General features: G+C 69.4%; 27 protein-coding genes, 1 tRNA gene and 2 pseudogenes. 21 read left to right on the top strand and 9 right to left on the bottom strand.

Annotation, left to right across the window (positions count from 1 at the left end):
• The first annotated feature begins 7 nt into the window (after nt 1-7).
• The 6 genes from pip to ACIHCX_RS17490 all read left to right on the top strand — a co-directional run bounded on the left by pip (nt 8) and on the right by ACIHCX_RS17490 (nt 4,863).
• Nucleotides 8-964: a prolyl aminopeptidase gene (gene pip / locus ACIHCX_RS17515; RefSeq protein WP_400030813.1), complete on the top strand. Its 957-nt coding sequence runs from the start codon at nt 8-10 to the stop codon at nt 962-964.
• Nucleotides 965-1,161: 197 nt separating this feature from the next.
• On the top strand, nt 1,162-1,809 hold the full coding sequence (locus ACIHCX_RS17510) for a DUF2975 domain-containing protein (protein WP_400030227.1): 648 nt from the start codon (nt 1,162-1,164) through the stop codon (nt 1,807-1,809).
• Entirely contained in the window at nt 1,809-2,036 is a 228-nt protein-coding gene (locus ACIHCX_RS17505; RefSeq protein WP_400030225.1) for a helix-turn-helix domain-containing protein, read from the top strand. The genes ACIHCX_RS17510 and ACIHCX_RS17505 overlap by 1 nt, the downstream gene beginning before the upstream one ends.
• A 512-nt stretch (nt 2,037-2,548) precedes the next feature.
• Nucleotides 2,549-2,974: a nuclear transport factor 2 family protein gene (locus ACIHCX_RS17500; protein WP_400030223.1), complete on the top strand. Its 426-nt coding sequence runs from the start codon at nt 2,549-2,551 to the stop codon at nt 2,972-2,974.
• A gap of 123 nt (nt 2,975-3,097) precedes the next feature.
• Nucleotides 3,098-3,664: a Chromate resistance protein ChrB gene (locus ACIHCX_RS17495; RefSeq protein ID WP_400030221.1), complete on the top strand. Its 567-nt coding sequence runs from the start codon at nt 3,098-3,100 to the stop codon at nt 3,662-3,664.
• A 38-nt stretch (nt 3,665-3,702) separates the two neighbouring features.
• Nucleotides 3,703-4,863: an MFS transporter gene (locus tag ACIHCX_RS17490; protein ID WP_400030811.1), complete on the top strand. Its 1,161-nt coding sequence runs from the start codon at nt 3,703-3,705 to the stop codon at nt 4,861-4,863.
• Nucleotides 4,864-5,018: 155 nt separating this feature from the next.
• Here the strand turns inward: ACIHCX_RS17490 and ACIHCX_RS17485 are convergent, their stop codons facing one another.
• Nucleotides 5,019-5,759, bottom strand: coding sequence for a hypothetical protein (locus tag ACIHCX_RS17485; RefSeq protein ID WP_400030219.1), 741 nt, complete (start codon nt 5,757-5,759; stop codon nt 5,019-5,021).
• Between the two features lie 314 nt (nt 5,760-6,073).
• On the opposite strand from ACIHCX_RS17485, the gene ACIHCX_RS17480 reads away from it, so the two are divergent.
• The 5 genes and pseudogenes from ACIHCX_RS17480 to ACIHCX_RS17460 form a co-directional block, all read left to right on the top strand.
• Nucleotides 6,074-6,880, top strand: coding sequence for a sensor histidine kinase (locus ACIHCX_RS17480; RefSeq protein ID WP_400030217.1), 807 nt, complete (start codon nt 6,074-6,076; stop codon nt 6,878-6,880).
• Entirely contained in the window at nt 6,877-7,551 is a 675-nt protein-coding gene (locus ACIHCX_RS17475) for a response regulator (RefSeq protein ID WP_400030215.1), read from the top strand. The genes ACIHCX_RS17480 and ACIHCX_RS17475 overlap by 4 nt, the downstream gene beginning before the upstream one ends.
• 335 nt (nt 7,552-7,886) lie before the next feature.
• Nucleotides 7,887-8,666, top strand: a complete 780-nt coding sequence (locus ACIHCX_RS17470; protein ID WP_400030213.1) for an alpha/beta fold hydrolase — start codon at nt 7,887-7,889, stop codon at nt 8,664-8,666.
• Between the two features lie 15 nt (nt 8,667-8,681).
• Nucleotides 8,682-8,794: pseudogene (locus ACIHCX_RS17465) on the top strand (conjugal transfer protein TraS); the annotation flags it as partial.
• Nucleotides 8,790-8,969 (top strand): annotated as a pseudogene (locus ACIHCX_RS17460) (site-specific integrase); the annotation flags it as partial. The pseudogenes ACIHCX_RS17465 and ACIHCX_RS17460, both read left to right, overlap by 5 nt.
• A gap of 79 nt (nt 8,970-9,048) precedes the next feature.
• Here ACIHCX_RS17460 and ACIHCX_RS17455 read toward each other — a convergent pair.
• A tRNA-Gly gene (locus ACIHCX_RS17455) sits at nt 9,049-9,122 on the bottom strand.
• A 502-nt stretch (nt 9,123-9,624) separates the two neighbouring features.
• Here ACIHCX_RS17455 and dcd point away from each other — a divergent pair.
• Nucleotides 9,625-10,200, top strand: coding sequence for a dCTP deaminase (dcd, locus tag ACIHCX_RS17450; protein ID WP_400030211.1), 576 nt, complete (start codon nt 9,625-9,627; stop codon nt 10,198-10,200).
• A 14-nt stretch (nt 10,201-10,214) separates the two neighbouring features.
• Complete coding sequence (locus ACIHCX_RS17445; RefSeq protein WP_400030207.1) at nt 10,215-10,724, top strand: phosphoribosyltransferase; 510 nt, start codon at nt 10,215-10,217, stop codon at nt 10,722-10,724.
• 82 nt (nt 10,725-10,806) lie between these two features.
• Here the strand turns inward: ACIHCX_RS17445 and fmdA are convergent, their stop codons facing one another.
• The 3 genes from fmdA to ACIHCX_RS17430 are packed head-to-tail and all read right to left on the bottom strand — an operon-like array spanning nt 10,807 to nt 13,037.
• Entirely contained in the window at nt 10,807-12,057 is a 1,251-nt protein-coding gene (gene fmdA, locus ACIHCX_RS17440) for a formamidase (RefSeq protein ID WP_400030205.1), read from the bottom strand.
• Nucleotides 12,058-12,066: 9 nt separating this feature from the next.
• Nucleotides 12,067-12,720, bottom strand: a complete 654-nt coding sequence (locus ACIHCX_RS17435; RefSeq protein ID WP_400030203.1) for an AmiS/UreI family transporter — start codon at nt 12,718-12,720, stop codon at nt 12,067-12,069.
• A gap of 38 nt (nt 12,721-12,758) precedes the next feature.
• Nucleotides 12,759-13,037, bottom strand: a complete 279-nt coding sequence (locus tag ACIHCX_RS17430; RefSeq protein ID WP_400030201.1) for an FmdB family zinc ribbon protein — start codon at nt 13,035-13,037, stop codon at nt 12,759-12,761.
• Between the two features lie 479 nt (nt 13,038-13,516).
• On the opposite strand from ACIHCX_RS17430, the gene ACIHCX_RS17425 reads away from it, so the two are divergent.
• Nucleotides 13,517-13,939: a hypothetical protein gene (locus ACIHCX_RS17425; RefSeq protein ID WP_400030809.1), complete on the top strand. Its 423-nt coding sequence runs from the start codon at nt 13,517-13,519 to the stop codon at nt 13,937-13,939.
• 141 nt (nt 13,940-14,080) lie between these two features.
• On the opposite strand, the gene ACIHCX_RS17420 is transcribed toward ACIHCX_RS17425, so the two are convergent.
• Nucleotides 14,081-15,025, bottom strand: a complete 945-nt coding sequence (locus tag ACIHCX_RS17420) for a Yip1 family protein (protein WP_400030199.1) — start codon at nt 15,023-15,025, stop codon at nt 14,081-14,083.
• Nucleotides 15,026-15,223: 198 nt separating this feature from the next.
• Between ACIHCX_RS17420 and ACIHCX_RS17415 the strand changes: the two genes are divergently transcribed.
• Nucleotides 15,224-15,556, top strand: coding sequence for an antibiotic biosynthesis monooxygenase family protein (locus ACIHCX_RS17415; protein ID WP_400030197.1), 333 nt, complete (start codon nt 15,224-15,226; stop codon nt 15,554-15,556).
• A gap of 86 nt (nt 15,557-15,642) precedes the next feature.
• On the opposite strand, the gene ACIHCX_RS17410 is transcribed toward ACIHCX_RS17415, so the two are convergent.
• The gene (locus ACIHCX_RS17410; protein ID WP_400030195.1) at nt 15,643-17,949 is read right to left on the bottom strand and encodes a (Fe-S)-binding protein; all 2,307 of its coding nucleotides are present in this window, start codon (nt 17,947-17,949) and stop codon (nt 15,643-15,645) included.
• A gap of 226 nt (nt 17,950-18,175) precedes the next feature.
• Here ACIHCX_RS17410 and ACIHCX_RS17405 point away from each other — a divergent pair, with 226 nt between their 5' ends.
• The 5 genes from ACIHCX_RS17405 (at nt 18,176) to ACIHCX_RS17385 (ending at nt 23,873) form a co-directional block, all read left to right on the top strand.
• Nucleotides 18,176-19,570, top strand: coding sequence for an undecaprenyl/decaprenyl-phosphate alpha-N-acetylglucosaminyl 1-phosphate transferase (locus ACIHCX_RS17405; RefSeq protein WP_400030193.1), 1,395 nt, complete (start codon nt 18,176-18,178; stop codon nt 19,568-19,570).
• Between the two features lie 93 nt (nt 19,571-19,663).
• Nucleotides 19,664-21,511 carry a molecular chaperone DnaK gene (gene dnaK, locus ACIHCX_RS17400; protein WP_400030191.1) on the top strand — a complete coding sequence of 616 codons (1,848 nt, stop codon included), beginning with the start codon at nt 19,664-19,666 and terminating at the stop codon, nt 21,509-21,511.
• Nucleotides 21,508-22,194, top strand: coding sequence for a nucleotide exchange factor GrpE (gene grpE, locus ACIHCX_RS17395; RefSeq protein WP_400030189.1), 687 nt, complete (start codon nt 21,508-21,510; stop codon nt 22,192-22,194). The genes dnaK and grpE overlap by 4 nt, the downstream gene beginning before the upstream one ends.
• A 39-nt stretch (nt 22,195-22,233) precedes the next feature.
• Entirely contained in the window at nt 22,234-23,418 is a 1,185-nt protein-coding gene (gene dnaJ / locus ACIHCX_RS17390) for a molecular chaperone DnaJ (protein ID WP_400030187.1), read from the top strand.
• A 5-nt stretch (nt 23,419-23,423) separates the two neighbouring features.
• Nucleotides 23,424-23,873: a heat shock protein transcriptional repressor HspR gene (locus tag ACIHCX_RS17385; protein ID WP_400030807.1), complete on the top strand. Its 450-nt coding sequence runs from the start codon at nt 23,424-23,426 to the stop codon at nt 23,871-23,873.
• A gap of 258 nt (nt 23,874-24,131) precedes the next feature.
• Here ACIHCX_RS17385 and ACIHCX_RS17380 read toward each other — a convergent pair whose 3' ends face one another.
• Both ACIHCX_RS17380 and ACIHCX_RS17375 read right to left on the bottom strand, forming a co-directional pair.
• A complete protein-coding gene (locus tag ACIHCX_RS17380; protein ID WP_400030185.1) occupies nt 24,132-24,431 on the bottom strand; it encodes a transcriptional regulator in 300 nt (99 codons plus the stop codon).
• Nucleotides 24,432-24,433: 2 nt separating this feature from the next.
• On the bottom strand, nt 24,434-24,898 hold the full coding sequence (locus ACIHCX_RS17375) for a hypothetical protein (protein WP_400030183.1): 465 nt from the start codon (nt 24,896-24,898) through the stop codon (nt 24,434-24,436).
• Between the two features lie 395 nt (nt 24,899-25,293).
• On the opposite strand from ACIHCX_RS17375, the gene ACIHCX_RS17370 reads away from it, so the two are divergent.
• Complete coding sequence (locus ACIHCX_RS17370; protein ID WP_400030805.1) at nt 25,294-26,400, top strand: sugar ABC transporter substrate-binding protein; 1,107 nt, start codon at nt 25,294-25,296, stop codon at nt 26,398-26,400.
• Nucleotides 26,401-26,418: the final 18 nt, after the last annotated feature.

Raw genomic sequence — 26,418 nt, 5'->3', positions numbered from 1 at the left:
GCAGGACATGGCCGAGCTCTACCCTCCGATCGAGCCGTACGACCAGGGAATGCTCGATGTTGGCGACGGCCACCTCGTGTACTGGGAGACCTGCGGGAACCCGGACGGCAAGCCGGCCGTGATGGTGCACGGCGGTCCGGGCCAGGGATGCGTGCCGAACATGCGCCGGATGTTTGATCCCGAACGATACCGGGCTGTCCTGTTCGACCAGCGCGGATGCGGGCGCAGCACGCCGCACGCGAGTGATCCCGGCACGGACCTGCGGCACAACACCACCGACCACCTGGTCGCCGACATGGAACTGCTACGCGAACACCTCGGCGTCGACCGCTGGTTGCTGACGGGCGGCTCCTGGGGCACCACGCTCGCTCTCGTCTACGCCGAGCGCCACCCCCATCGCGTATCGGAGATCATGCTGAGCGCCATCAGCACGACGCGGCGCTCGGAGATCGACTGGCTCTACCGAGATGTGCGGCGCTTCTTTCCCGAGGAGTGGGAACAGTTCAGGGCAGGCGCCGGAACCGACCGCGACGGCGACATCGTCGGGGCGTATGCACGCCTGCTGGGGGACCCCGACCCGCGGGTGCGGTACCCGGCGGCGAACGCCTGGCGCACCTGGGAGGATGTGGTGCTCTCCCTCGAGGCGAAGACCGTACCGGCCGTCTACGACGGTCGGCCGGACGACGATCTGCTGGCGTTCGTCCGGCTCACGGCGCACTATTACGCGCACGCCGGCTGGCTGGAGGAGAACGCCGTGATCCGCGACGCAGGTCGCCTTGCCGGCATCCCCGGCGTGCTCATCCACGGCCGGCGCGACCTGAGCTGCCCGGTGGACACCGCGTGGGAACTTGCTCGTGCCTGGCCCGGAGCCGAACTCCTGGTTGACGACCACTCAGGCCATCTGGGCAGCGACATCAAGCGCACCTGGATGCTGAACGCGCTCGACCAGTTCGCCCCGCGGTGAAGGGGCCAGGTCGCAGGTGAACGGCCCCTGACCGGGCGAATCGGTCAGGGGCCGTTGCGTTGTGCCGTGCCCGCTCGGCACCGCCGTTCCCCGCGGGTTCCCGTGCGATCGGGCACGACCACGGAGGTTGTCGAGACCACGCAGGCCTCTGTATCGTCTTTCGATAACATCGATAATCGATAGGGGTGGGTGTCGTCATGTCGAAGGTCCGCAATCCTCTGGAGCCGATATCGACGGCGGTTACGGGCGTCCTGACGCTGCTCGCGGCGCTGATGGGCATGGGACTGCTGGCCTCGCTGTTCCCCGACAACGTGCACGTTCTCGGCATCGGCGAGAAGTCCATTTGTGCCACGGATACCAACACGAGGATCGGCGACGATGAGCAGCCGAGCCCGGACTTCGCACCCGCACCGGGGGCCAGGTTCACCATGAACGCCCACCCGGAGTACTGCACGGAAGCCCCCAGTACGGCGCAGAGCCTGCTCAACACCGCAACCCGGCTGGCTCCCTTCATCTTCGCCGTTGGAGCGCTCCTGCTCGCCCTCTGGGTGATCCGAAGCGCAGCGCGCGACGGCCTCTACACCACACAGACCGCGGAGCGGCTGCGCCGGCTGGGTTGGTGGATACTGGCAGGCAGTGTGCTCACCTCGATTGCTACTTCTATGGCCGAGAAGGCTCTCATCGCCACCCTGAGACTCGACAGCGACATCAGCTCTGTCCCCGCCGGACTGCTGTCGTGGGACGTTCCCTTCCTGGCGATCCTCACCGGCCTCGGCGTTCTCTCCTTCGCCCGGATCATGCGCGTCGGCATCACCATGCGCGAGGACCTCGATGGGACGGTCTGATGCCTGAGGAGAAGCAGGAGCACGCGATCGAGGTCCATCTCGACCGGCTGCTCGAGGAGCGGGGGATGACCTTGACGGAACTTGCCAACCGGGTCGGAGTCACCCACGTGAATCTGTCGATCCTCAAGAACGGCAGGGCAAGGGCCGTGCGGTTCACCACCTTGAGCCGCATCTGCGAGGTACTGGAGTGCCAGCCGGGCGATCTCCTCAGTCACCGCCCGCGCTGACCCGGCCAGTCAGCTGAGGGCGTTCATCGACACGACGGGTCCGCTGTGGTTTCCGGGCAGGCTTGCCGGCAAGGTCTACTCGGCGTTCACCGCCTCGAACACCGCGCACGGCGGCCAGGAATCCACGATCCTCGCCCTGTCGAACACGTTCTACCACTGGGGCGGCATCATCGTCCCGCCCGGCCACACCGACCCCGTCCAGTTCAAGTCGGGCAATCCGTAAGGCACTTCACACGTGGTCGGCGAAGGCGCACCCAGCGAGACCACCCTCCAGGCCGCCGCCCACCAGGGCCGCCGCGTCACCGAAACAGCAGCAGCCCTCAAAGCAGGCCGCACCAACTGACCCGAGGGTCTCCAAGTCGGGCGTCACAACCGGATCTTGGAGGCCCTCGTCCCGTCCACGGACCCAGAGGCCCGAAGTTCTGGCCCAGCGCTCGAATGAACTCGTCCACACGTTGACTGAACGGAGTCCACCGCCATGCCGGACACAACCTCGACCAACCTCGGCCCTCGTGAGGTCCTGGCCCGCTACCAGCGAGCGATGCTACAAGTCCGCGGACGATCTGGCCGATCTGTACGCGGTCGACGCCGTGCACGAGTTTCCTTTCCTCTTCCCTGGCATGCCTGAGCGCTACCAGGGACGCGAAGAGGCCCGCGCGGGCTATCGAGCGGCCTGGGACGCAAGCCCGGCGCAACCGCAGGAGATCCGCGAAGTCGTCGTGCATGACAACACCGACCCGGAGGTGATCGTCGTCGAGCAGGTCGTCTCGGGGACCATGACCACGACCGGCCGGCCCTTCAGCTTCCCGGGCCTCCTCGTGATCCGGGTCCGCAACAGCCGGATCGTGCATGTCCGCGACTACATGGATGGGCTCGGCGTGGCTCACGCGATGGACCGACTGGCCGCCCTGGCCGCAAGCCTCAGCGGCCGCTCCTGAGCCTCTGGCCTGGGCTTGCCGATCTGCCGGAGATCCTCGACCTGCCGCAGTGCTCCACGGCGGCGGCACCGGTGCGAGCAGCCTGGTACGGCGCTGATTGTAACGGTTGCTACATTCCTTGATGTGTCGAATGCGGAACCGGATAGCCGCTGGCTCATCCTCGTGATCAAGTTGGCTGCCGAGCCGTCGCGGTACCGGGTGGCGGTCTGGCGTGAGCTGCGCAAGAGCGGTGCGCTCTCGCTCGGCCAGGGGGTGTGGGCCGTACCGGACGTGCCGGTCTTCGCCGACGGCACCGCGCGGGCCATCGCCCTGACCGAAGCTGCCGGGGGCCAGGCCATGACCCTGAGCGCCTCCGGGCGCGGCCCCGAGGACGCCGCCCGCTTTCAGGCGCTGTTCACCGCCGCCCGGTCCGCGGACTGGGCGGAGTTCCTCGCAGACTGCGGCAAGTACGAGGAGGAGCTGGCCAAGGAGATTCGCATCGCCAAGTTCACCCTGGCCGAACTGGAAGAGGAGGAGCAGTCGCTGGAGCGGCTGCGGCGCTGGCACCGTGACCTCACCGCCCGGGATGTGTTCGGAGCGCCGGAGGCGGCCGAGGCGGTCAAGCGGCTCAAGGAGTGCGCCGCCGCATGCGAGGACTATGCGGAACGCGTCTTCGCGGCCTTGCACCAGGCGCCGGAAGACACCCGGTGAGCGGCGCCGCTCTGGCGGGGTCGGCTCCGAAGCGGCAGATGTGGCCGCTGTACGCGGCCGGGTTCACGACGGCCTTCGGCGCGCACGGCATCGCCGCGAACCTGGGCGGATTCTCCAAGGGCGCGGTCACCTCGCTGCTGGTGCTGGGTGGCCTGCTCGCCCTGTACGACGGTGCTGAGGTCGTTCTCAAGCCGGTGTTCGGTGCCCTCGCCGACCGCATCGGCGCCCGGCCCGTGCTGCTTGGCGGTCTCTTCGCCTTCGCCCTCGCGTCCGCCGTGTACGTCGTCGCGGACGGTCCCGGCTGGCTGTGGGCGGCCCGCCTCGGCCAGGGCGCGGCGGCCTCCGCGTTCTCCCCGTCGGCGTCGGCGCTGGTCGCCCGGCTCAACCCGGCAGTCAAGCATGGCCGTTCCTTCGGCAGTTACGGCTTCCACAAGTCCATCGGCTACACCCTTGGCCCGTTGCTCGGCGGCGTCCTGGTGTGGGCCGGGGGCCTGTGGTTGCTGTTCGCGGTGCTGGCGGTGCTGGGGGCCGCGGTCGCCGTATGGGCCGCGGTCGCCGTCCCGGTCGTACCGCCGCTGCCCAGGAACCGGCAGACCGTGCTTGACCTGGCCCGCCGTCTGGCCGACCCGGCCTTCCTCGCCCCGACGGCGGCGCTGGCAGCGGCGACTGCCGCCCTCTCGGTCGGTGTGGGCTTCCTACCGGTTTCCGGCAGGGCAGCCGGGCTGGGCACGGTCGCGACCGGTGCCGCGGTCTCGGTGCTGGCGGCCGTTGCGGCCGTCGTGCAGCCGAAGGCCGGGCGTGCTCTGGACGACGGTCGGCTGACGACGCGTACCGGCCTGGTCGCGGGGCTGCTGGTCACCGCCGCCGGTCTGGCCTGCGCCGTGCTGCCCGGCCTGGCCGGTGTGCTGCTGGGCGCGGTCCTGATCGGAGCCGGTACGGGCCTGATCACGCCACTGGGCTTCGCCGCACTGGCTGCGAGCACCCCCGCGGAACGCCTGGGGCAGACCATGGGCGCCGCTGAACTCGGCCGCGAACTCGGCGACGCGGGCGGACCGTTGCTCGTCGCGGCCGTCGCCTCGATCGCAACCCTCACCCACGGCTTCGCAGCCCTGGCCGTCCTCGTGGCAGCGGGCGCGGTGGCCGTACAGGCTCGCGGGCGCGGTGTGCCGACCCGGCCGGCGTCCGAAACGGAAGGGTGAACGCACGTACCGACGAGAGCCGATGCATCCGCCGGCAGGGCCATGGCTGTGTCGAGGGGGCCCGCCGGACCCCGTCGCCGCTCGCGGCCGCCCGCTTCGGTCGGCTGCGGCTGACTCGCGTTCGTAGGCGTGAGCACGGCGCGGTACGCGGCAGGTCAGGACACGTCGCGTCGCATGCCGGTGGTGACGGCGAGTACCGCGAAGATGAGCGTGTAGATCGCCAGGACGACGCCGCCGCCCACGCGTGGTAGCAGGTTCTCGCCGGCCATGGCCTTGGCTCCGGCGCCGAGCGCCTGGCCGGCGTTGAAGGGCAGCCAACGGGCGAGGTTGCCGATCAGTTGACCGACGATGCCTTCGACCAGGGCGACCCAGGCCAGCGCGACCGCGACCGCGCCGACCAGGCTGCGGATGAGCGCGCCGACTCCTACGCCGATGGCGGCGAACGCCGCGTTCCAGGCGATGCCGCCGCCGATCGTGGTCCATATCTGTGAGTCGGACCACACGAAGGGCACGGCCTTGTCCGACCACCAGGCGGCCGCGACACCGAGGCCCGTCAGGCTGCTGACCACTCCGGCCAGGGCGCCGAACACCGCGTAGACCAGGAGTTTGGCGCCGATGACGCGTCCGCGCGCGGGAGTGCTCAGATACGTGTCGGTGATGGTCTTGTGCCGGTACTCTCCGGCGACCGCGAGGATCCCGAACACCAGCGTGAACATCGAAGTCAGGCCCACATGGGAGAGCGCCCCGCTCTGTGTGGTCGTATCGAGCGCCTTCTTCCCGGAGACCACCAGACCGCTGACGCCCGCGGCCACCAGCAGCGGAGCAGCGGCCAGCAGCAGCCACGGGCTGCGGACAGTGCGCAGTTTGAGTACTTCGGTGTGGATCAGGCCGTACATGTCACTCGCTTCTCGTACTCAGCCACGCGTGGACGCCGTCGTGGCGCCGGTCGCGGAGTCGGTGAGGGGCTTGGACGTCAGCCGGAGGAACGCGGCTTCGAGCGTCTCCCCCTTCGCGAAACGCGGAGGCGTTCCTCGCTGCCACCGGCGGCACCAGGGGGGCGCTGATCCTGCTCGCCCCGCTGATCGCCCTGTACACGGTTGCCGACCTGGTCGAACGCCGGCGCGGCCTGTCCATCGGCGGCGGCGTTCTGGCCGCGCTCGCCATCGCCCACGCGCCCCTGCTCCATCCTGCGCTGCTCGGCCCGCAGACCTTGGCGTTCATCGCGCTGGGCGGCCTGGCGATCGCAGCCGGCGACTCCACCCGCAACCGCCGCGCCTACCTCACCGAGGTCGAGCAGCGCGCCGAGCGCGCCGAACGCGAACGCGAACAGGACGCGCGGCGCCGCATCGCCAAGGAGCGGCTGCGCATCGCCCGTGACCTGCACGACGCCGTGGGCCACCAGCTCGCGCTCATCAGCGTGCAGTCCAACGTCGCCGGACAGGCGCTCGACCGCGACACCGCGGCGGCACGCGAGGCACTCGCCCACGTGAAATCCGCCAGCCGCAAGGCCCTCGGAGAACTGCGCGACACCGTCGGCCTGCTCCGGCAACCGGGAGAGGCCGTCGCCCCCGTCGCGATTCCCGCGCCCGGACTGGACGCGATCGAGGAGCTGCTCACCTCGCTGCGCGCATCCGGCCTGGACATCGACTGCCGCATCGACGGCGCCGTCGTACCCCTGGCACCCGCGGCCGATCTCACCACGTACCGCGTGATCCAGGAGTCGCTGACCAACGTCTGCAAACACTCCCGGCGACGGAAGGCCCGGCTCGCACTGAGCTACGGCCTGCACGAACTCCACATCACCGTCGACGACTTGGGAGACGCAAGCACTGCCGGCGGGCCCGGCCCTGGCGCAGCCGCCGTTCCGGTAGGCGGCCATGGCATTGTCGGAATGCGCGAGAGAGTCCTCGCGCTCGGCGGACACTTCGCCGCCGATGCGCGCCCGGAGGGAGCGTTCCAGGTGGCCGCGGTCCTGCCCTACCAACCCCTCGCCCTTCTTCCGGAGCCGACCTCGTGACCATCCGCGTAGTCATCGCCGACGACCAGCCTCTGGTGCGCACCGGTTTCAAGGCCCTGATCCAGCCGGCGCCGGATCTGGAGGTGGTCGGCGAGGCGGGCGACGGGCGCGAGGCGGTGCGGCTGGCCAAGGCCGCCCGGGCAGACCTGGTCCTGATGGACATCCGCATGCCGGTCCTCGACGGTCTCGCCGCGACCCGCCTGATCACCGGCGACGAGGACCTCGCCGGAGTGAAGGTCCTCATCCTCACCACGTTCGAGGTTGACGAGTACGTCTTCGAGGCACTTCGCGCCGGAGCCAGCGGCTTTCTCGGCAAGAGCGCCGACGCCGAGGAGCTGCTGCACGCCCTCCGCACCGTCAGCCGGGGCGACGCGCTGCTGTCCCCCGCCGCGACCAGAAGTCTCATCGGCCGCTTCCTCGCCGCTCCCGCCACCCCACGGCCCCTGGACGAGGCCGCCCGCCGGGGGCTCGCCACACTCACCGACCGGGAAGGCGAGATCACCACCCTCGTGGCGACCGGACTGTCCAACGACGAGATCGCCGCACAGCTCGTGCTCAGCCCCGCCACCGTCAAGACGCACGTCAACCGCGCCATGGTGAAGGTCGGCGCCCGCGATCGGGCTCAACTCGTCGTTTTTGCCCACCGCAGCGGCCTCGCCGAAGCGATGTAGACCCCAACCGCCTACCGCTTCCTTCGCCGGATCATCGAGCTCCACACCTTGCCCGCCCGAGAGATGGCCGGCTCCGGGGCGCTCCCGCGACAGGGAGCAGACAGCCACGGTAAACAGCGGTGTGACATGGCATGCCGACGGCCCAGCATCAGCCGGTTGCGTCCACGGAAGTGGCGTACGGGTATCGACCTGATCCGGGGGTTTGCTCCGGCGTCGCGGTAAGGGCCGCATAGACGACCCCGGCGTGAGTGACGGCCACTTGGACACTCGCTGCATCCCCCGAAGCCACATGGTTCTGGGGTACGGCATGAGCCCTTGGTCGCTAGGCTGACCGGATGGAGCGTGCGGCAGGCGACGCATCGGTGCACTACGTGGAGCACGGCGAAGGCAGGCCGGTGCTGGTGCTTCACGGAGCGGGTGTTGACCACCGCGAGGCCGAGGCCTGCTTCGAGCCAGCCCTGGGGGCGCGTGACGGCTACCGGCGAATCTATCCTGACCTTCCTGGAATGGGGCGCACGCCGGCGCCGGCGTCCCTGCGAAGCGCCAACGACGTCCTCGACATGTTGCTCGGCTTCGCCGACGAGGTCGCCGGGTCGGACGCCGTCCTTGTCGTCGGCCACTCGGTCGGCGCCTACTATGCCCAGGGGATCGCAGCCCGACGGCCCGACCGGGTCTCTGGGCTCGCGCTCGTCTGTCCTCTGCTGGCAGGGGTCCGCGACGTCCCGGAGCACCACGCGGTGGTCGCGGCCAACGATCTGGGCGATGACGGGTTCCGCGGTTACTTCGTGATGCAAACACCGGCGATGCTGGACCGGTACGAGCGCTTCGTCGCCCCAGCGATCCCCCTCGCCGACCAGGCCGCTATGGAGCGGATCGGCGAGCGGTGGGAACTCGACGCGACCGAGGGGTTGGCATACCAGGGCCCTACGCTCGTCGTCGCTGGCCGCCAGGACTCCATCGTTGGTTACGCGGCGGCGGCGGACCTGCTCGACCACTACCCGCGGGCCACCCTGGCAGTGCTTGACGGTGTCGGCCACGCGCTTCCCCACGAGCAGCTGAGGGTTTTGGCGGGTTTGTTGGACGACTGGCTGGCCCGGTCTGCCCTCCAGGCTTGAGCCACCACTCACCACACGGGCCGCGTCTGCCACCGCGTGAACGACGAAGCCTCGGCCAAGATGGCGCTCGGCGACATCGCCCTGAGGCCGTCCTCGCGGCCTGCGCCATAGCCCCCGAACCGCCGGGACACGATGGCGCGCGCTGGCCAGTCCTCCGAGAAGGCGGCGCTGATCTATCAGCACTCCGACGAGGACCGGCAACGCGAGGTCGCCGCCTGGCTGGACGACCTCGTACGCGCCGAACGTGCGAAGGACCACAAGAACGATCCCGCGCACCACAGGGCGGAGCCGTCCGAGAGCTAATGGTGCGGTTGTGGTGCGCGCACCGGCTACCGGTCTAGACAATAAAGAACCCCCGGGCCTCTGGCCTGAGGGTTTTGTATGGAGCGGGTGACGAGAATCGAACTCGCGCTCTCAGCTTGGGAAGCTGATGTTCTACCATTAAACTACACCCGCGTAAGACGCCGACCGAGGTTCGGGTCCGGCGCTCACTGTACCCCATCCCCGGCGCCCGGTGCTCGAACCGTGGGGGCTGTGTGCGTTCGAAGGGGGCGGTGGCCCTGCGGGGCACCGGAGTTGGGGCGTACGGTGGGGATGTGGGTGAGGGGTCCTGCGGGGCCGGAGTGCCGCCTGGTGGCACGTCTCTTTGATCCCGTAATGTGGCTTTTGTCGTCAGGTGGCGAGAGGCCAGACGCGGTTCTGGGGAAGGGACTTAAGGGACTTGATGGAGCGCACCGTCGTCCGTTGTGCCGAGGGGCACGTGTTCAGCACCGCTTCGTTCCCGATGCAGCAGGCCGAGCGGCTCGGCCCCGGCCGGCTCATGAGGTGTCCACGGTGTGCCAGGCTCCGCAGTGCGGTGCCCGTGGCACTCCAGAAGCGGTAGCGGGAGCAGCGCGGTACCGGCGCGTGGAGCCGTCCTGATGGTGGGGGCTCCGCGCGCCTTGCGTATCCTCGCTACGTGCTTCTCTCAGACAAGGACATCCGGGCCGAGATCGACGCCGGGCGGGTGCGGATCGATCCCTTCGACGAATCCATGGTGCAACCGTCGAGCATCGATGTGCGGCTGGACCGCTACTTCCGGGTGTTCGAGAACCACCGCTACCCCCACATCGACCCCTCGGTCGAGCAGCCCGACCTCACCCGGCTCGTCGAGCCGGAGAGCGACGAGCCGTTCATCCTGCACCCGGGGGAGTTCGTCCTCGCGTCGACGTACGAGGTCATCACGCTTCCCGACGACCTCGCCTCCCGGCTGGAGGGCAAGAGCTCGCTCGGGCGGCTGGGGCTGGTCACCCACTCCACCGCCGGGTTCATCGACCCCGGGTTCTCCGGGCACGTGACCCTGGAGCTGTCGAACCTCGCGACCCTGCCGATCAAGCTGTGGCCCGGGATGAAGATCGGGCAGCTGTGCATGTTCCGGCTCAGCTCGCCCGCCGAGGCCCCGTACGGCAGCGAGCGCTACGGCTCCCGGTACCAGGGGCAGCGCGGACCCACCGCCTCCCGCTCCTACGTCAACTTCCACCGCACGCAGGTGTGAGGGACGCCCACGACATGAGTGAGACACGGGAGAACCTCAGCTACGAGGACTTCGGCGTCGCCGTGCGCGAGCTCGCGCAGACCATCGCCGACGACGGGTACGAGCCGGACATCGTGCTCAGCATCGCGCGCGGCGGTGTCTTCGTCGCCGGCGGGCTCGCCTACGCCCTCGACTGCAAGAACATCCACCTGGTCAACGTCGAGTTCTACACCGGCGTCGGCACCACGCTCGAGATGCCCGTCATGCTCGCGCCCGTGCCCAACGTCATCGACTTCTCCGACAAGAAGGTGCTGATCACCGACGACGTCGCCGACACCGGCAAGACGCTCAAGCTGGTCCGCGACTTCTGCCTGGACACCGTCGCCGAGGTGCGCAGCGCCGTCATCTACGAGAAGTCCCACTCGCTCGTGAAGTGCGAGTACGTCTGGAAGCGCACCGACGACTGGATCAACTTCCCGTGGAGTGTTTTGCCTCCAGTACGTAGGGAGGGGGAGCCAATCACACCCTCGAAGGACGCTCTGTAAGCGCCCCGCAGGGCCTCGCAGCACGCCCCGTACGGCCCCGCAGCACGCGCCGCGGGGCCGTCGTGGTCGGGCCGTGGTCCGGTCAGGCGGTGGTCATCGCGCACGTGCCGCGGTCCGCCTTCATCGGGCCGGCCGCCGAGGGCCGGACGTCGAAGTCGAACATGGCGGTGGGTACGTACAGCGAGCAGCAGGCGTTCGGGATGTCGACGATGCCGCTGATGCGACCCTCTATGGGGGCGGAGCCGAGCAGCAGGTAGGCCTGCTCTCCGCTGTAGCCGAACCTCTTGAAGTACTCGACCGCGTTGAGGCAGGCCCGCCGGTAGGCCAGCGTCGCGTCCATGTAGAAGTTCGTGTCCGTGTCGTGGTCGACGGAGACCCCGATGAAACTCATGAACTCCGTGTAGCGCGGCTCGACGTTACCGGGCATGAACACCGGGTTGGTGGTGATGCCGTACTTCTCCATGCCGCCCTTGATCAGGTCGACATGGAAGTCGATGAAGCCGCCCATCTCGACGGCGCCGCAGAAGGTGATCTCTCCGTCGCCCTGGCTGAAGTGCAGGTCGCCCGCGGAGAGCTTGGCGTCCTTGACGTACACGGGGAAGAAGGCCCGCGAGCCGCGGGTCATGTTCTTGATGTCCTGGTTGCCGCCGTTCTCGCGGGCCGGCACCGTGCGTGCGCCTTCCGCGGCGATGCGACTGGCGAGGTCCCCGGTGGCCGTGCCGGCGAGCGCGTTCTGGGCGTCCGGGGGGATGGCGAGCGGCGGGACCCGGTTCGGGTCGGTGTCGATCAGCGCCTTCTCGCGGGCGTTCCAGCGGGCGAGCATCTCCTCGGAGGGGGCCGTTCCGAACAGACCGGGGTGGGTGATCCCGGTGTAGCGGATTCCTGGCAGGTGGCGGGAGACGGCCTGCTGGCCGTGGAAGTTCCAGATGGCCTTGTAGGAGTCGGGGAAGTAGTCGGTCAGGAAGCCTCCGCCGTTGGCCTTGGCGAAGATGCCGGTGTAGCCCCAGCCCTGGCCCGCCGCGTCCCCGCGCTGCTGCGGCACGGGACCGAGGTCGAGGATGTCGACGACGAGCAGGTCGCCCGGTTCGGCGCCCTCCACGCCTATCGGGCCGCTGAGCATGTGGGGGACGGTCAGGTCGATGTCGCGCACGTCGTTGGCGGAGTCGTTGTCGCCGATCTGGCAGTCGGTCCAGTCACGGCACTCGATCCGGAACTCCGCTCCCGGCTTCACCATGGTGGCGTTGGGGACGCCCGGGTGCCACCTGTTGTGCCCGGGAACGTCCTGCTCACGCATCGACTTGCTCTGGTCCACACTGAAGAGAGTTTCGGGCATGACAGCTCCTCATTTCTGATCCGGTGAGGTTGGAGCGCCCGCCCCACTGGTCGGCGGAGCGGCTTGGGTCGGCTGAGGCGGTTTCCGGGTGAGCGGCCACAGCCCCACGAACATCAGCACGCCGAAGACCCCCAGGGCGATGGCGGTCTCGGTGGGGTGCTTCCAGTAGCCGGAGAGCAGCAGACCCGCGGGAATGGCACCGGTGACCCAGCCTTCGATCGCGGTGATCCATCCCGTATAGGTTCTGAGGTGCTCCCTCTTGAGGCCGAGCAGCAGGAAGAACAGGAACCACAGCAGGGCCCAGTAGAGCCAGATGACCCCGAACGGGTAGTCCTTCAAGAGCCGGAAATTGGCGTACGAATATCCAAGTGCGGCGATGGCCACAAACAATGAGTAATAGCCGACCCCGCTGGTGTCGAGGTCGGCGAGCAGGCCTATGCCCACATAGAGATAGGTGAAGCCGAACAGGTAGATTCCGGATGCCGCGAGGATTTTCTTGGAGTCGCCGCCGGCGGTGAAGATGAGGTAGGTAGGCGTCAGTACCTGCAGTGCTCCCACGAACAGGTTGAGCACTGCTCCCGCCCGGTCATCGACCTTGTCGAGAAGCAGCAGCCCATTCATGAAGAGCACCGCACCGACAAAGAGCAGTCCCACATTGTCCACGGGGACGCACCTCCTGACTCCGCGTGGGGCGGAGGCGGTCAGGGTCGTGGCAACCGGGAGAGCGCGGGATGCGGTCGCCGCTCCGGCCTTGTGCGCGGCGGCACTTCGGAAACCACCGCCGGGGCCTCACGGGCCTGCTCCTCCCGTTCGTGGAGGGCGACGGACGCGCTTGAGGCCGACGACAGGCCAGGCGCGGAGTACACGCGCCTCGCAGTGGTGGTGCACACGGGGCAGCCGTACGTCGTGGGCGCCGTTCCGATCGTCAGTTTCACGTCGAAAGGGCCGCAGTGGCTGCACAGGTATTCATACGTAGCCATTGTCGCTCCGGAAACTGCTGGACGCTCGCGAACCCGAGTGCGCGGCGCACCTGGAAAAGCGTGTGCCGCAGCTGTTTCCTCCCTTCAAGGAGACGTCCCGTCAATGGGTGTGTCAAATCGGGGGCGGGGCGCTCGGTTCTTTTCCTGCTCGGGCGGCCCGTGGTGTGCGCCGAGGCTCGTTCGCGGCCCCCGTGAACGAGTGTCCGCGTTGATCAAGCGTTGCGCAGGACCGGCGCCAAGAGGAGATCCGCTGAGGAGATCGCTTGAGAAGATCCATTACGTGTGGGGCAATGAGCCTTCCGGTACGGCCGTGTCCGCCGCCTCAGGGCTGCTGTGAGCCGACTCACCTCGAATATCGCTGGACGGTCGCGGCCGAGGCCTTTAGTTTCGGTAAATAGATTGATTTTTCTTATGCGAAGGCATCGGCGCCGCGCATACTGTCCCGCAAGAAATCCAAGGAGGGCGGATCGGTGAGCAACATGGACGCCGTGTGGGTGCGAGGCGTGAACGGCATTCAGTTGCATCACGTGACCGACCTTCAGGACGCCGGCAGGTTCCTGGGCAACGCGGCGATGGCGCTGCGGGCCGCACACGTGAGGACCGGCACCGACCAGTACGCCGGCATCGCCGCCGAGCTGAAGACCCTGGTGGAGCGGGTGCGGGAGCTGGAGGACAGGGCGCGGTCGAGCATGCACGACCTGCACTCCACCGACCCCGAGCGGTTCGTCCGCTGCCGGGACGGTTACGAGCCGTGGCCCGGCGAGATCCCGGCGGGGTTCGTCCCGCGCCACACCTGCAAGGACGAGTGCCTCTACCACGACCGCGGGGTCGTCGAGGCCGTCATGCAGTGCACCTGCGGGCAGCCGCCCTGCCGGGCGTGCGAGATCGGCGGCACGCTCTGACGGGCCCGGACTCGGGCGCCGACCGCGCTGGAGCCGGCGCACGACGGAACTGAGGACCAGCGAGGGGCCCGGCGGTACGCCGGGCCCCTCGTGTGCTGGTGGGCCGTGTGCTGGTGGGCTGTGGGAAGGCCGCAACAGGCCCTAGAACGTGCCGAGCTTCACGATCGACAGCAGGGCGATCAGCTGGATCGCCGAGGCACCCAGGGCCTTGGGCCAGGGCAGGTCGTGGGAGCTGCGGACCATGAGGGTCAGCAGGACGCCGCACGCGACCCAGGTGGCCCAGCCGAGCAACTGGACGAAGCCCGCGTCGCCGCCGAGGAACATGGCCACGAGCAGACGCGGCGCGTCCGTGATCGACATGATCAGCATGGACAGGCCGACCGTGGGCTGCCAGGCCCCGTCGCCGCCGAGTTGGCGGGCCAGGGTGTGGGTGACCACACCGAGGACGAAGGAGCTGATCACCAGGGCCACGGCGGTGATCAGGACGATCGGGACCGCGTTGGAGAGGGTGGCGTTGATGGCGTCCTGGCGGGCGCCGTCGAAGCCGAAGACCGCGAGCAGTCCGTAGAGGAACGTCACGATGAGGGCGGGGCCCCACATCGTGTAGTCGCGCATCCGGAGGAAGGTCTGCTGGGGGGACAGGACTATGCCCCGCAGCAGGTCCGACCAGTACAGGCGAGGGCCGATCGGGCCGGCCGGCGCCGAGCCGGCGCGGTAGGTCCCGCCCGGGTTGTAGGGGTCCTCGCCGACCGCGAACGCCTGGGTGTGGCCGGGGTTGTCGGCCGCGTACGGGTCGGGGCCGCCCTGCGGGTGGCCGCCGCCGAAGTACTCCGGCTCACCCTGGTTGCCGTAGCCCCCGCCGCCGTAGCCCCCGCCGTCGGCCCGGGGCCACTGGACGGCCCCGCCCCCGCCCCCGCCTCCGTAGGGCGGCCGCTGCCGCTGCCGCGGGTACGGCGGCTGCTGCTGCGCAGGGGGATAGCCGTACGAGGGGGCCTGGGGCTCCTGCTGCCCGTACGGAGGTTGTTGGGTCCGCGCTTGCGGGGCACGATCGTTCCGGCCGCCGCGTCCGCTCCTGAATCCAGCCACGTCATCGAACGTACCCGAGCCCGTGAAGTCACGGGCCGGGCCGGGTGTTTCCGCTGGGCTTTGGGTCCGAGCTGTGACATCCCTTAAGGGGTGTTCCCAGGGGTGTTCCCAGGGGTTTTCCGGGCGATTCTCAGGGGAGCCCACGGGGGCTCCGGGGCGCTGAGTGGCGGCTCGGGGGCCACCGGGCAGGATGGGACCATGAGCGTAGTCAAGATCAACGTACTGACCGTGCCCGCCGAGCAGCGCGAGACGTTGGAGAAGCGGTTCGCCTCCCGGGCGCACGCGGTCGAGAACTCCGACGGGTTCGAGTGGTTCGAGCTCCTGCGCCCTGTCGAGGGCACCGACAGCTACCTCGTCTACACGCGCTGGCGTGACGAGGGGTCGTTCCAGGCCTGGCTGGAGGGGCCGATGAAGGCCGCGCACCAGGGTGCCGGCGCGGGTGAGGGCGGGGAGCGGCCGAAGCCCGCGGCCACCGGCTCCACCCTGTGGTCCTTCGAGGTCGTGCAGCAGGCCGCGCCCAAGAGCGCGTAGCACTACCGCGGCCCGCTCCCGGGAACACGGCGACGCCCCCGTGCCGTACGGACACGGGGGCGTCGGACGTGGGACGGCCGGGCCGCCTACTTCACCGGCTCGGGCTCCGGCGCGCTCTCGTCGGCCGCCTCGCCCGCCGGGTCGACCGGCGTCCTGACGGAGTCGAGCAGCAGCTGGGCGACGTCGACGACCTGGACGGATTCCTTGGCCTTGCCGTCGTTCTTCTTGCCGTTGACGGAGTCCGTGAGCATGACCAGGCAGAACGGGCAGGCCGTGGAGACGATGTCCGGGTTCAGCGAAAGAGCCTCGTCGACGCGTTCGTCGTTGATGCGCTTGCCGATCCTTTCCTCCATCCACATGCGGGCGCCGCCGGCGCCGCAGCAGAAGCCGCGCTCCTTGTGGCGGTGCATCTCCTCGTTCCGGAGGCCCGGAACCTTGCCGATGATCTCCCGTGGCGGCGTGTAGATCTTGTTGTGGCGGCCCAGGTAGCAGGGGTCGTGGTAGGTGATGATGCCCTCGACCGGGGTGACGGGGACGAGCTTGCCCTCGTCGACCAGGTGCTGGAGCAGCTGGGTGTGGTGGATGACCTCGTAGTCGCCGCCGAGTTGCGGGTATTCGTTGCCGAGGGTGTTGAGGCAGTGCGGGCAGGTGGCGACGATCTTCTTCGCCGACTTCGGCTTCCGGGACTCGGGGGTGACGTTGCCCTCGTCGTCCGACTCCTCACCGAAGGCCATGTTCAGCGCGGCGACGTTCTCCATGCCGAGCTCCTGGAACAGGGGCTCGTTGCCCAGGCGGCGGGCGGAGTCGCCGGTGCACTTCTCGTCGCCGCCCATGATCGCGAACTTGACGCCCGCGATGTGCAGCAGTTCCGCGAAGGCCTTGGTGGTCTTCTTGGCGCGGTCCTCCAGGGCGCCGGCGCAGCCGACCCAGTAGAGGTAGTCGACCTCGGAGAGGTCCTCGATGTCCTTGCCGACGACCGGGACCTCGAAGTCGACCTCCTTGGTCCACTGAAGGCGCTGCTTCTTGGCCAGGCCCCAGGGGTTGCCCTTCTTCTCCAGGTTCTTGAGCATCGTGCCCGCCTCGGACGGGAACGAGGACTCGATCATGACCTGGTAGCGGCGCATGTCGACGATGTGGTCGACGTGCTCGATGTCGACCGGGCACTGCTCGACGCAGGCCCCGCAGGTGGTGCAGGACCACAGCACGTCCGGGTCGATGACGCCGCCCGCGGCGAAGCCGCCGTCGGACGCGGCCTCCAGCGTGCCGATCAGTGGACGCTCGGCCTCCGCCAGCGCCGCCGCCGGGACGCCGGCGAGCTGCTCGGCGGAGGCCTTCTCCTCGCCCTCCGCCGTCTTGCCGCCGCCGGCCAGCAGATAGGGGGCCTTGGCGTGCGCGTGGTCGCGCAGCGACATGATCAGCAGCTTCGGGGAGAGCGGCTTGCCGGTGTTCCAGGCCGGGCACTGGGACTGGCAGCGGCCGCACTCGGTGCAGGTGGAGAAGTCCAGCAGGCCCTTCCAGGAGAACTGCTCGACCTGCGAGACACCGAACACGTCGTCCTCACCGGGATCGGTGAAGTCGATCGCCTTCCCGCCGGAGGTCATCGGCTGCAGGGCGCCCAGGGCCGTGCCACCGTCCGCCTCGCGCTTGAACCAGATGTTCGGGAAGGCCAGGAAGCGGTGCCAGGCCACACCCATGTTGGTGTTCAGGGAGACCACGATCATCCACACGAAGGACGTGCCGATCTTGATCATCGCGGTCAGGTAGACCAGGTTCTGCAGGGTGCCGGCCGACAGGCCCTTGAAGGCGAGCACCAGCGGGTACGAGGCGAAGTATCCGGCCTCGTAGTGCTCCACGTGGTGCAGCGCGCCCTCCAGTCCGCGCAGGACGTAGATCGCGAGGCCGATGATGAGGATGACGTACTCGACGAAGTACGCCTGGCCGGCCTTGGAGCCGGCGAAGCGGGACTTGCGGCCGGGCCGGGACGGCAGGCTCAGCAGCCGGATCGCGATGAGCACGGCGATGCCGAGGACGGTCATCACGCCGATGAACTCGATGTACATCTCGAACGGCAGGAAGTCCCCGATGACCGGCAGCGTCCAGTCGGCCCGGAACAACTGGCCGAACGCCTGCGCGAGGGTGGGCGGCAGCGTCAGGAAGCCGATGGCCACGAACCAGTGGGCGACGCCCACGATGCCCCATCGGTTCATCCGGGTGTGGCCGAGGAACTCCCGGACCAGGGTCACGCTGCGCTGGTAGGGGTTGTCGGTACGGGTGCCGGCGGGTACGGGCTGGCCCAGCTTGAAGTACCGGACGAACTGACCGATGGCACGGGCGAGCAGCGCGACGCCGACCACGGTCAGGACCAGCGACACGATGATCGCGGCGAGTTGCATGGGGGCTCCTGAGGCGGCCTCGAGATTACTGAGCGGTAACTTATGTAGTCCGTCTGAGACTACCTCCATCCTCGGCCGCAATGCAGTCGAGTGCGGGGTGATCTGGGTCGCTGCGGGTCCACTTGAGGGCCGTCCGGGGGGTGCCGGAGGGCCGCCCGGGGATCCAGTCGCGCGCCGATCGTGTTATTCGCACCCAATCGCCCCATATACCCCTAATTTAAGAACCGTGCTCTACGGGATCGCCACCGCCATCACCGCTCTCCTCCTCGCCGCCCTGCTCTCGGCGCTGCTCCGGGTGCTCGCGCTTCGGCTGGGCCTCGTCGACCGCAGGAGGCGGGCACGCCCCTTGCCCCTGCTCGGCGGCCTGGCCGTGGTGCTCAGCACCTGCCTGGTCGCCGCGGCCGGCGGCTGGACGGGTACCGCCCCGCTGGGCGACGGAGTGGGCAGACTGCTCGTCGCGGGCGCCGCGGTCGCCCTGCTCGGTACCGCCGCGGACGTGTGGCGGCTGAGGACACCGTTCCTGCTCGTCGGTACGGCCCTCGCGGCGGCCTGCGTGGTGCCGTACGACGAGACCGGGCCGGTGGCCGGGGTGGCCGCCGTCGCCTGGATCACCTGTGTGGCCGCCGCCTTCCGGGGGCTCGACCACGCGGACGGTCTCGCGGGCACGGTGGGCGTGCTCACCGCGTTCGGGGTGGGCGTGTGCGCGGCGGCCGAGGTGATGGACGACCTCGCCGTGCTGCTGAGCGTGCTGGCCGCCGCCCTCACCGGTTTCCTGATGCACAACTGGCATCCGGCGCGGATCGCGTTCGGGTCCGGAGGCGCGCTGTTCACCGGCTTCGTGCTGGCCTGCGCGGCCCTCCTCACCCGCTCCGGGTACGACACGGTCTCCACCGTGGCGGTGCTGTTCGCGCTCACCGCCACCGCGAGCACCGACGCCGTGCTGGTCCTGGTGTCGCGCAGGCTGGCCGGGCGTCCCGTGCTGCGCCGCGGTCCCGACCACCTCGCGCACCGGCTGCGCCGGCTCGGGCCGACGTGGCCGGGCGCGACCGTCCTGCTCGGCGTCGGCACCTTCGCCGCGGTCCTGGTCGGGGTGCTGGTGCACACGGGCCTGGCCCGGCCGACGGCCGTGCTGTGGGTGGCCGGGGCGGCCCTGGTGGTCGTCCTCGGGCTGCTGCGGGTGCCGGCGTACGCTCCGCGGCGGCCGACCGAACCCAACGGTGTCCGCACGCAGTCCCGGCTTCCCGGCACCCGGGGGCAGACCCGGGTACCCGGCACCCGCGGGCGGCCCGAAGAGCGCACGGCTCGGGGTCCCTCCGCCGCCGGTGGCGCCACGCGCGCGCGTGGCGAGGTGGTCGGCACCGGGGCGCCGCCACGCGCGCGCGGCGACGCGTCCGGTGCCCGAGCGCGCACCGAGCCCTTCCGGGTCCTGCGTGCCCCGAGGCAGTCCGGCACGGCCCCCGGAGCCCCGCGCGGCAGGGTCCCGTACGACGCGGAGTCCGGCGGCGGAACCGGCGAATCCGGCCTCCAGGCCCCTCGGCGTCACCTCGAATATCCGCCTCCTCCGCCCCGGCAATCCACGTCGCCGCAGGTCAGAGCGCCCTTGCGTATAAGAGATGGATAAGACTTGAGTCTGAGTGGCTCAGGTCTGTTGACCCGACGGTGAGCCTCGGGCACACTTGAGTCCGTTCCACTCAAGTCAGCTGGAGGATTCACCATGGCACGTGCGGTCGGCATCGACCTGGGCACGACTAACTCCGTCGTCAGCGTTCTGGAGGGCGGCGAGCCCACCGTCATCACCAACGCCGAGGGTGCCAGGACCACGCCGTCCGTCGTCGCCTTCGCCAAGAACGGTGAGGTGCTGGTCGGCGAGGTGGCCAAGCGTCAGGCTGTCACCAACGTCGACAGGACCATCCGGTCGGTCAAGCGCCACATGGGCACCGACTGGAAGATCAACCTCGACGGCAAGGACTTCAACCCGCAGCAGATCAGCGCCTTCGTGCTGCAGAAGCTGAAGCGGGACGCCGAGGCCTACCTGGGCGAGAAGGTCACGGACGCGGTCATCACCGTCCCGGCGTACTTCAACGACGCCGAGCGCCAGGCCACCAAGGAGGCCGGCGAGATCGCCGGTCTGAACGTGCTGCGCATCGTCAACGAGCCGACGGCCGCCGCCCTGGCGTACGGCCTCGACAAGGACGAGCAGATGATCCTCGTCTTCGACCTCGGTGGCGGTACGTTCGACGTCTCGCTGCTGGAGATCGGCGACGGTGTCGTCGAGGTGAAGGCCACCAACGGCGACAACCACCTCGGCGGTGACGACTGGGACCAGCGCGTCGTCGACTACCTGGTCAAGCAGTTCCACTCCGGTCACGGCGTGGACCTGTCCAAGGACAAGATGGCCCTCCAGCGTCTGCGTGAGGCGGCGGAGAAGGCCAAGATCGAGCTGTCCTCGTCCACCGAGACCTCGATCAACCTGCCCTACATCACCGCGTCCGCCGAGGGCCCGCTGCACCTGGACGAGAAGCTCACCCGCGCCCAGTTCCAGCAGCTGACGGCCGACCTGCTGGAGCGCTGCAAGACGCCGTTCCACAACGTCATCAAGGACGCCGGCGTCTCCGTCAGCGACATCGACCACATCGTGCTCGTCGGTGGTTCCACCCGTATGCCCGCGGTCGCCGAGCTCGTCAAGGAGCTGACCGGCGGCAAGGAGGCCAACAAGGGTGTGAACCCGGACGAGGTCGTCGCCATCGGCGCCTCGCTCCAGGCCGGTGTCCTCAAGGGCGAGGTCAAGGACGTCCTGCTGCTCGACGTCACCCCGCTGTCCCTCGGCATCGAGACCAAGGGCGGCATCATGACCAAGCTGATCGAGCGCAACACCACGATCCCGACCAAGCGCTCCGAGATCTTCACCACGGCCGAGGACAACCAGCCGTCGGTGCAGATCCAGGTCTACCAGGGCGAGCGCGAGATCGCCGCGTACAACAAGAAGCTCGGCATGTTCGAGCTGACCGGTCTGCCGCCGGCGCCGCGCGGCGTCCCGCAGATCGAGGTGTCCTTCGACATCGACGCCAACGGCATCATGCACGTCACGGCGAAGGACCTCGGCACCGGCAAGGAGCAGAAGATGACCGTCACCGGCGGCTCCTCGCTCCCGAAGGACGAGGTCGACCGCATGCGCGAGGAGGCCGAGCGCTACGCGGAGGAGGACCACAAGCGCCGCGAGGCCGCCGAGACCCGCAACCAGGGCGAGCAGCTCGTCTACCAGACCGAGAAGTTCCTCAAGGACAACGAGGACAAGGTCCCCGGCGAGATCAAGACCGAGGTGGAGTCCGCCGTCGCCGAGCTGAAGGAGACGCTCAAGGGCGAGGACACCGCCGAGATCCGCACCGCCACGGAGAAGGTCGCCGCCGTCTCCCAGAAGCTCGGCCAGGCCATGTACGCCGACGCCCAGGCCGCGCAGGCCGCGGGCGGTGCCGGTGAGGCCGGTGCCGGCCAGGCCCGGGCCGACGACGACGTCGTGGACGCCGAGATCGTCGACGACGAACGCAAGGACGGTGCGGCGTGACGGAGGAGACCCCCGGCTTCGAGGAACACCAGCCGCAGCCTCCGCCGCAGTCTGACGCCGCCTCCGGCACCACCCCCGAGGACGCCGCGCCGGCCGCCGCCCAGGACAAGGGCGCGGCCCCGGCCGACGAAGGGGACCAGTCGGCCGCGCTGACGGCCCAGCTGGACCAGGTGCGCACGGCGCTCGGCGAGCGCACGGCGGACCTGCAACGGCTCCAGGCCGAGTACCAGAACTACCGGCGCCGGGTCGAGCGGGACCGGATCGCGGTACGGGAGGTCGCCGTGGCGAACATCCTGTCCGAGCTCCTGCCCGTGCTCGACGACATCGGCCGCGCGCGGGACCACGGCGAACTGGTGGGCGGTTTCAAGTCCGTCGCAGAGTCGCTGGAGACCGTGGTCTCGAAGCTCGGACTGCAGCAGTTCGGTAAGGAGGGCGAGTCCTTCGACCCGACGATCCACGAGGCCCTGATGCACTCCTACGCACCGGACGTCACCGAGACGACGTGCGTGGCGATTCTGCAGCCCGGGTATCGGATCGGCGAGCGCACCATCCGCCCCGCGCGGGTGGCGGTGGCCGAGCCCCAGCCCGGCGCGCAGACGGTCAAGCCGGCCGAGGAGTCCGGCACGGCCCCGGCAGCCGAGCAGGGCGAGGACAAGGAGAACGGTGGCCCGGAGGAGGGCTGACGTAATAACGGACGACGCGCGAGAGGAGGGACGTCGGGGATGAGCACCAAGGACTTCATCGAGAAGGACTTCTACAAGGTCCTCGGCGTCCCCAAGGACGCCACCGAGGCCGAGATCAAGAAGGCGTACCGGAAGCTCGCCCGCGAGTTCCACCCGGACGCCAACAAGGGCAACGCCAAGGCCGAGGAGCGCTTCAAGGAGATCTCCGAGGCGAACGACGTGCTCGGCGACGCCAAGAAGCGCAAGGAGTACGACGAGGCCCGCGCCCTGTTCGGCAACGGCGGCTTCCGCCCCGGACCGGGCGCCGGCGGCGGCTCCTTCAACTTCGACCTGGGCGACCTCTTCGGAGGCGCCCAGGGCGGCGGCGGGAGCGGCGGGAGCGGCGGCTTCGGCGGCGGAATCGGTGATGTCTTCGGGGGCCTGTTCAACCGGGGCGGCACGGGCACCACGCGCGCCCAGCCCCGGCGCGGCCAGGACATCGAGTCCGAGGTCACGCTGAGCTTCACGGAGGCCATCGAGGGCGCGACGGTGCCGCTGCGCATGTCGAGCCAGCAGCCGTGCAAGGCCTGTTCCGGCACCGGCGACAAGAACGGCACACCGCGGGTGTGCCCGACCTGCGTCGGCACCGGCCAGGTGGCACGCGGCTCGGGCGGCGGGTTCTCGCTGACGGACCCGTGCCCGGACTGCAAGGGCCGCGGGCTCATCGCGGAGAACCCCTGCGAGGTGTGCACGGGCTCCGGGCGGGCCAAGTCGTCCCGGACGATGCAGGTCCGCATCCCGGCCGGGGTCAGCGACGGCCAGCGCATCCGGCTGCGCGGCAAGGGCGCCCCGGGCGAGCGCGGCGGACCCGCGGGCGACCTGTACGTGGTGGTGCACGTCGGGGAGCACCCGGTCTTCGGCCGCCGGGGCGACAACCTCACCGTCACCGTGCCGGTCACGTTCACCGAGGCGGCCCTCGGCGGCGAGATCCGCGTGCCCACCCTGGGCGGTCCGTCGGTGACGCTGAAGCTGCCCCCGGGCACGCCGAACGGCCGTACGATGCGGGCGCGCGGCAAGGGCGCGGTCCGCAAGGACGGCAGCCGCGGCGACCTGCTGGTCACCGTGGAGGTGAGTGTCCCCAAGGACCTGTCGGGGAAGGCTCGTGACGCGCTTCAGGCGTATCGCGAGGCCACCGCGGGCGAGGACCCGCGGGCCGAGCTGTTCGAGGCCGCGAAGGGAGCATGAGGGAGATGGACGGCCGCCGCCGCAACCCGTACGAACTGACGGAAGACACACCGGTGTACGTCATCTCGGTGGCCGCCCAGCTGTCCGGACTGCACCCGCAGACCCTCCGTCAGTACGACCGGCTGGGTCTGGTGTCCCCCGACCGCACCGCCGGCCGCGGGCGTCGCTACTCGGCCCGTGACATCGAACTGCTCCGCCAGGTGCAGCAGTTGTCGCAGGACGAGGGCATCAACCTGGCCGGCATCAAGCGCATCATCGAACTGGAGAACCAGGTCACGGCGCTCCAGTCCCGGGTCGCGGAACTCCAGGCGGCGCTGGACGGCGCGGCGGCGGCGATGCGGCAGCGCGAGGCCGCGGTGCACGCCTCCTACCGCCGGGACCTGGTCCCCTACCAGGAGGTCCAGCAGACCAGCGCGCTGGTGGTGTGGCGGCCCAAGCGCCAGCAACCGGAGTAGCACCGTCCCGCACTCGAGGGGCCCGGAGGCCGCAAGCCTCCGGGCCCCTTCGCGGAGGCGCACTGCGCGGCGGGGCTGGACCACGACAGTGAGCAGTGGGCGCGGCGGAAGCGGGCGTTGACGGGGGAATCGTCGTCGCGGGGCCTCCTGGGAGGCCGGGCGGGGGCTTTCTGCAGGCCGATGGCGAGCCGGGGAAGTTGTGCGGGGAGCAGGACCCCGAGGAGCAGGGCAACGGGCCCCGGGGCCTGCCGGACGGCCCTACGGCTTGGCCCCGTCCGCGAGGGACGCGATGCGCCGCAGTTCCGCCAGGTGCCCGGCAAGTGCCTCCTGGCCCGCGTCGGTCAGGGCGAGCCAGGTGTGGGTGCGGGAGTTCATCGGGACCTTGCGCACGGTCGCGTAGCCGGCCGCCTGCAACACCTTGACCTGCTTGCTCAGGACGGAGTCGCTCACTCCGAGGGCATCGCGGACCACCGAGAACTCCAGGGAGTCGACCGCCGCGAGCATGGCGCAGATCCGCAGCCGGTGTGCCGGATGGATCACCTCGTCGAGTCCGGACATGGTCACATCCGCCGCAGCAGATCGCGGCGCAGCGCGTCGTCGTTGCGCCGGGTGACGTACACGGTGAGGGCCAGGGCCGGCAGACCGGCCACCGACATGGCGCCCGTCAGCCCCGCGGCCAGCTTCAGGCTCAGTCCGAGACCGCCGAGGGCGATGAGCGCCAGCAGGTACAAGCCGTTGAGCCCGCGCGTGCCCGGAGCGGACACCGAGCGGTTGACGGAGACGCCGCGGGAGCGGGCGACGCTCAGGGTGAGCATCGTCGGGAGGACGATCCCCCCGACGATGACGCCCGAGGGCACCATGCTGCCGCCCATGTCGATCGAGGCGAAGACGATGCCCACGCCGAGGCCCAGCCCGGCGTGGTACCACCAGGGCGCGGTGGCGCGGTCGGCGAGGGTGGCGCGCGCGCAGGCCGCGCCGTCGAGGGCCGCGCGTGCGGCGGCAGGATCTTCCGAGGTACTTTCCATGATGGAAAGTCTAGCTCGACTTTCCATCATGGCAAGTGTCGGTCTGTGCGGTGCCCGAGTCGGCTCATGCGGATCGTCTCCACGCCCTCGACCCTCTCCATGACCGGCGCCTCCGTCGGCGCCGTCTCCTGTTCGGACCGGTAGGTGTGCGTCCGTCAGGTCGCCCGCGTCTTCGCCCGACCGCTGAACTTCCCTCTGGTGAAGGGTCCGCAAAGGGCGTTTGAGGATGATTCCGCAAGGGTTCGCAGGGTCTTCACAGCCGCAGCGGAGTGTGGTGTTGCCATCTCGTTAAGTGGTTCCGCTTGACGCCGATGGTCGCCTCCGCGTTGGCTTTTCAGTCACCTGGGTTGCAATGCTGCGCCCTCGTCCGGAAGGCACCAGAAGTGAGCACCTCGATGCGTCATATCGCCATAGCCGTGGCCGCGTCCACGCTGACCTTCTCGCTCGCCGCCTGCGGGGCGCTCGGCGGGTCGGGGAGCGGCGCCGACGCGAGCCCCACCAAGGGCGACGACCTGACGGTGGGCCTGCTGCTGCCGGAGACGGCCAACACCCGGTACGAGAAGTTCGACTACCCCATCATCAAGGAGAAGGTCGCCGAGCTGACCCGGAACAAGGGCAAGGTCGAGTACTCCAACGCGGACGCGGACGCGGGCAGGCAGGCCGGCCAGATGCAGCGGATGATCGACGACAAGGTCGACGTCATCCTGCTCGACGCCGTCGACTCGCACGCCATCGCCGACGTGGTGCAGAAGGCCAAGGACGCGGGCATCCCGGTCATCGCCTACGACCGGCTCTCCGAGGGCCCGATCGACGCGTACATCTCCTTCGACAACGAGCTGGTGGGCGAGGTGCAGGGCCGCTCCCTGATCGACGCGCTGGGTTCCGACGTGAGCACCTCCGACCAGATCGTCATGATCAACGGATCGCCCACCGACCCGAACGCCAAGCAGTTCAAGGAGGGCGCGCTCTCCCAGCTCAGCGGGAAGGTCACGATCGCCAAGTCCTACGACACCAAGGACTGGAAGCCGGAGAACGCCCGGGCGAACATGGCCGAGGCGCTGGCCGCGCTCGGCAAGGACGACATCGCCGCCGTCTACTCCGCCAACGACGGCATGGCGGGCGGCGTCATCAAGGCCTTCAAGGACGCGGGCTTCACCGACCTGCCGGCCATCACCGGCCAGGACGCCGAACTCGACGCCGTGCAGCGGATCGTCACCGGCGAGCAGTACATGAGCGTGTACAAGTCCTACCCGACGGAGGCCGAGACCGCCGCCCAGATGGCGGTCGCCAAGGTCCAGGGCAAGGACATCCAGTTCGACTCCCTCACCCGGGACCGGATCAGCAGCCCCACCCACAAGAACATTCCCGCGCAGTTGGTCTCCGTGGTCGCCCTGACGAAGAGGAACATCCAGGACACGGTCATCGACGACGGCATCTACAAGGTGTCCGACATCTGCACCGCGACGTACAAGGCGGCCTGTAACTCCATCGGACTGAAGTAACGTCCTTGCAAGCGGGGC

This window comes from Streptomyces sp. NPDC052043 (assembly GCF_044548235.1).
Classification (GTDB): Bacteria; Actinomycetota; Actinomycetes; order Streptomycetales; family Streptomycetaceae; genus Streptomyces.
Note: the sequence above shows the minus strand (reverse complement) of the source record. Positions and strands in the feature narration are given on the sequence as shown.